Below are 5,215 nucleotides of genomic sequence, written 5' to 3' on the forward strand. Positions count from 1 at the left end.
TGGCGGTGGCCCAGGGCATAGAGCGCAAGATGACCGAGATGCAGCGCTTCCTGCCGGAAGGGGCCCAGCTCGAGGTGGACTACGACTCCACCGTCTTCATCAAGCAGGCCATCGACGAGGTGTACGAGACGCTCGCCATCTGCGCCGTGCTGGTGGTTGCCGTGCTCTACCTGTTCCTCGGCCAGGGGCGCACCACGCTGATCCCGGCCATCACGGTACCGGTGTCGCTTATCTCCGCCTTCATCGGCGCCTGGTATCTGGGGTTCTCCATCAACCTCATCACCCTGCTGGCGCTCATCCTCGCCATCGGTCTGGTGGTGGATGACGCCATCGTGGTGGTGGAGAACATCCACCACCACCTGCAGCGGGGCGAATCCCCCCTGATGGCGGCCTGGCACGGTACCCGTGAGGTGGGCTTTGCCGTGGTGGCCACTACGGCGGTGCTGGTGATGGTGTTCGTGCCCATCGCCTTCATGGATGGCATGGTGGGCCGGCTCTTTACCGAATTTGCCATTTTGCTCTCCCTGGCGGTGCTCTTCTCCTCCCTGGTGGCGCTCACCCTGACCCCGGCCATGGGCTCCTGGCTGATGCGCGCCGTCGACAAGCCCAATGCCCTGACCGCGCTACTGGATCGGGGCCTTGGCCGGGTGGAGGCACAGTACCGCCGCCTGCTGGGCGCCGTGCTGCGCCGCTCCGTCTGGATGCCGCTGGTGCTGCTGCTCTGCCTCGGTGGCATCGGCGCCCTGTTTGGCAAGCTGCCCGCGAGCCTGACCCCGACCGAAGACCGCGGTGTCATCTATGTGTTCGTGAAAGGGGCCGAGGGCACCAGTATCGAGCGGATGAAGCGCAACATGCAGCAGGTGGAAGCCGCCATCATGCCGCTGCTCGGCAAGGGGGTGGTGCAGGCCATGAGTTTCAGCACCCCGGCCTTCGGGCGTGGCGGCGATCAGACCGGGATGGTCATCATCCAGCTCACCGACTGGGCGGTGCGGGACGAGACCGCCACCGAGTTTGGCCGCAGCTTGAGCGGGCGGCTGGCCGGCATTCCAGACGTGATGATCCGCACCTTCCAGCCAGGATTCAGGGGCGGCTCCACCGCCGCCGTGCAGTTCGTGCTGCAGGGCTCCGACTATGGGGAGCTCTATCAGCAGGGGCTGGCGCTGCAACAGGCCGCCGGCCAGAGCGGGCTGATGCTGACCCCGGATCTCGACTACGCCGAGAAGACCCCGGAGCTGCAGGTGACCATAGAGCGGGAGCGGGCCAGCCAGCTCGGCATTCCGGTCTCCACCGTGGCGAGCTCGCTTCAGGCTCTGCTCGGCGGCGTCAGCCAGACCACCTATGTGGACAGAGGCGAGGAGTATGACGTCTACCTGAGGGCCAACCAGGCCCAGTTCAACGGTATCTCGGATGTCAGCCGCATCTATCTCAGGGCCGCCAGTGGCGAGATGGTGAGCCTCTCCACCCTGGCGACCGTCACCCAGGTGGCGAGCCCGCAGCGGCTCAACCACTACCAGCGTCAGAAGGCGATTGCCCTGACCGCAGACGTGGCCCCCGGCCACACCCTGGGGGAGGCGCTCGACTTCCTCGATGGCTGGGCCGCGGATCACCTGCCGAGCGGCATGACGGTGGATTACGCCGGTGAGTCCAAGGATTATCGCGACAACCAGGGGGAGATGGTGATGGTGTTCGGCCTCGCCCTGCTGGTGGTCTATCTGGTGCTGGTGGCCCAGTTCGAGAGCCTGCTGACCCCGGCCGTGGTGATGGTGACGGTGCCGCTCGGCATCTTCGGCGGCCTGCTTGGCCTCTGGCTGACGGGACAGGAGCTCAGCATCTACAGCCAGATAGGGATGATCATGCTGATCGGCATGGTGACCAAGAACGGCATCCTCATCGTGGAGTTCATCAACCAGTTGCGCCAGCGGGGGGAATCCTTCGAGGAGGCCATCATCGCAGGCTCGGTGCGTCGGCTGCGGCCCATCCTGATGACCTCGCTGACCGCCATCATAGGCGCGGTGCCGCTGATGGTCTCCATGGGGGCGGGGTATGAGAGCCGGATGGCCGTGGGCACCGTGGTCTTCTTCGGGTTGTCGCTCGCGACCCTGGTTACCCTGCTGATCGTGCCCGCCATCTATCACCTGCTGGCCAGACGGGCGGGGATGACAGGGGCGCGGGATCTGCTGGTGGACGAGGCGCTGGCGGTTGATGTCGACAGCGTCCCCCCGGCGCCGGAGGCCGCGTCTAATACGAGGGACAAACCGGCCGCCTGATCCTTCTCCCGTAAAAGCGAGCCACCTACGCAGGCTGGCTCGCTTTTCCCCCGCGCTTACCCTGCGAATAGTGGGGGCAAAAAGCCATCGCCCCCGCTCTGCTCTGCCGGTATAATGCGCGACCCGAATTGTTCCAGGTGTTCAAAATGCAGCCGGTTACCCACCTTTTCTCCTATCCCCGCTACTGGGCCGAGTGCTACGGCACGGCGCCCTTCCTGCCCATGTCCAGAGCGGAGATGGACAAGCTCGGCTGGGACAGTTGTGACATCGTCCTGGTGACCGGTGACGCCTACGTGGATCACCCGAGCTTCGGCATGGCGGTCATCGGCCGCATGCTGGAATCCCAGGGCTTTCGGGTCGGTATCATCGCCCAGCCGGACTGGTCATCGAAGGATGACTTCATGCGCCTGGGCAAGCCGAACCTCTTCTACGGGGTGACCGCGGGCAACATGGACTCCATGATCAACCGCTATACCTCCGACAAGAAGCTGCGCCACGACGACGCCTACACCCCGGGCGACGTGGGCGGCAAGCGGCCGGATCGTGCCACTCTGGTCTACACCCAGCGCTGCAAAGAGGCCTATAAAGAGGTGCCTGTGGTCATCGGTGGCATCGAGGCGTCCTTACGCCGTATCGCCCACTACGACTACTGGTCCGAGACCATACGCCGCTCCATCCTGCTGGACGCCAAGGCCGACATCCTCATCTACGGCAACGCCGAGCGGCCGCTGATCGAGGTGGCGCACCGCATCGCGGGTGGCGAGACCATCGACACCATGCAGGACATTCGCGGCACCGCCGTCATCCGCCGTGAGCCGCTGCCGGGCTGGCGCGGGGTGGATTCAAGCAAGCTGGACCAGATTGGCCGCATCGATCCCATCATGAACCCCTATATGGAAGGGGCGCCTTGCTCGGACGACGAAGGCACCGCGCCGGTGGAACAGGAGGCCAAGCCCGTGCTGGTGCAGCCCCCCAAGCAGAAACCCTGGGAGAAGACCTATGTCAAGCTGCCGGCGTTCGAACGGGTCAAAGAGGACAAGGTGCTCTACGCCCATGCGTCCCGCATCCTGCACCACGAGACCAACCCCGGCTGCGCCCGCGCGCTTTCCCAGGCTCACGGCGATCGCATCATCTGGGTCAACCCGCCTGCCTTCCCGCTGGAAACCGACGAGATGGACGGCGTGTTCGGCCTGCCGTACCAGCGGGTGCCGCACCCGGCCTATGGCAACGAGAAGATCCCGGCCTACGAGATGATCAAGACCTCGGTCAATATCATGCGCGGCTGCTTCGGTGGCTGCTCCTTCTGCTCCATCACGGAGCACGAGGGGCGCATCATCCAGAGCCGCTCGGAAGAGTCGATCATCAAGGAAATCGAAGAGATCCGCGACAAGGTGCCGGGCTTTACCGGCGTCATCTCGGATCTCGGCGGCCCCACCGCCAACATGTACCGCTTACGCTGCAAGAGCCCCAAGGCCGAGCAGACCTGCCGCCGCGCCTCCTGTGTCTGGCCCACCATCTGCCCGCACATGGACACCGACCATACCCCGACCATCAACCTCTACCGCAAGGCGCGGGATGTGAAGGGGATCAAGAAGATACTGATCGCCTCCGGGGTGCGTTACGACATCGCGGTGGAAGATCCGCGCTACATCAAGGAGCTGGCCAAGTACCACGTCGGCGGCTACCTGAAGATCGCGCCGGAGCACACCGAAGAGGGCCCGCTCTCCAAGATGATGAAGCCGGGCATGGGCAGCTACTACAGCTTCAAGGAGCTGTTCGACAAGTATTCCAAAGAGGCGGGCAAGCAGCAGTACCTGATCCCCTACTTCATCTCGGCCCACCCGGGCACGACCGACGAAGATATGGTGAACATGGCGCTCTGGGTCAAGACCAACCGCTTCAAGCTCGATCAGGTGCAGAACTTCTACCCGTCGCCGCTCGCCAACGCCACCACCATGTATTACACCGAGAAAAACCCGCTCAACAAGGTGAGCCGTCAGGGCGGGGACGTGTTCGTGGTGAAAGGGGAGCGCCGCCGCCGCCTGCACAAGGCGCTGCTGCGCTACCACGATCCGGCCGGTTGGCCGATGATCCGCGAAGCCCTGCTGGAGATGGGCAAGGGCCACCTCATCGGCAACGGCCCCGACTGCCTGGTGCCGCCGGAAGGCCGTGGCGAAGCCAAGGCCGAGCGCAGCCGCAGCAAGGGCCTCAAGCCTGCGTTGACCCGCCATAGCGCCATCACCCATCAGCGCAGCAATGGGGCTGGCAACAAGGCTGCTGTTGCGGGCAATGCGCCTGCTGCTGCCAAGAACGGCAAGGCGGGCAATGGCAAGCCAATAGGTTCCCAGCTCAGCAAAGGGACTGGTGCCAACGGCAAGCCAGCCGCTCAAGGCGCAGCTCAGGGTAAGCCGGTTGGAAAACCCGCTCACAAAGGCAAAGCCCCAACCCGCGCGGGTTCAGCCAAGCCGGGTGCCAAACCTGCCACTCAGGGCGGCAAGCCTGCCGCAAAAGGCGGGGCAGCCAAGCGACCGGCGCGGTAATATTTCCTGACTTGGAAAGCAATTGAAAATAAAAAGGCGACCGGGAGGTCGCCTTTTTATTCAGCCTTTAGGTTGGGATAGTTCGTGAAGCCTAAGATATGAGATAACACCATGTTAGACTGTGCCCAACGTATATTAAACGTTCAATGTGCTACAAGAAAATATTAAGGGGTTTGCTGTTATACGATTACTTTATCCATATCCCTAAATCAAAGTTTACATCTTTAACTTTCTGCTTGTAATTAGCTTGGGCTAGTGCAATTCCAACTGTGGTTAATTGTATCTTTGATAGTTGTTTATCTTCTTCATCCCAGTTTTTAAACAAAAACTCTAGGGAAGGTGCGAACAAGTCCCTGATATGAGATCATGTTTGTCATCTGGAGCCATGAAACCGTCATTCCGCACCTG

2 protein-coding genes are annotated in these 5,215 nt (G+C 62.6%); both read left to right on the forward strand.

Going from position 1 to position 5,215, the window contains the following annotated elements:
- A partial coding sequence (locus BN1127_RS04395; RefSeq protein WP_042648647.1) for an efflux RND transporter permease subunit occupies nucleotides 1-2,267 on the forward strand: 2,267 nt, incomplete at its 5' end.
- A gap of 146 nt (nucleotides 2,268-2,413) precedes the next feature.
- A complete protein-coding gene (locus BN1127_RS04400; protein ID WP_042648648.1) occupies nucleotides 2,414-4,807 on the forward strand; it encodes a YgiQ family radical SAM protein in 2,394 nt (797 codons plus the stop codon).
- The last annotated feature ends 408 nt before the right edge of the window (nucleotides 4,808-5,215 follow it).

It is taken from the genome of Aeromonas media (assembly GCF_000819985.1).
GTDB classification, from domain to species: Bacteria; Pseudomonadota; Gammaproteobacteria; order Enterobacterales; family Aeromonadaceae; genus Aeromonas; species Aeromonas media.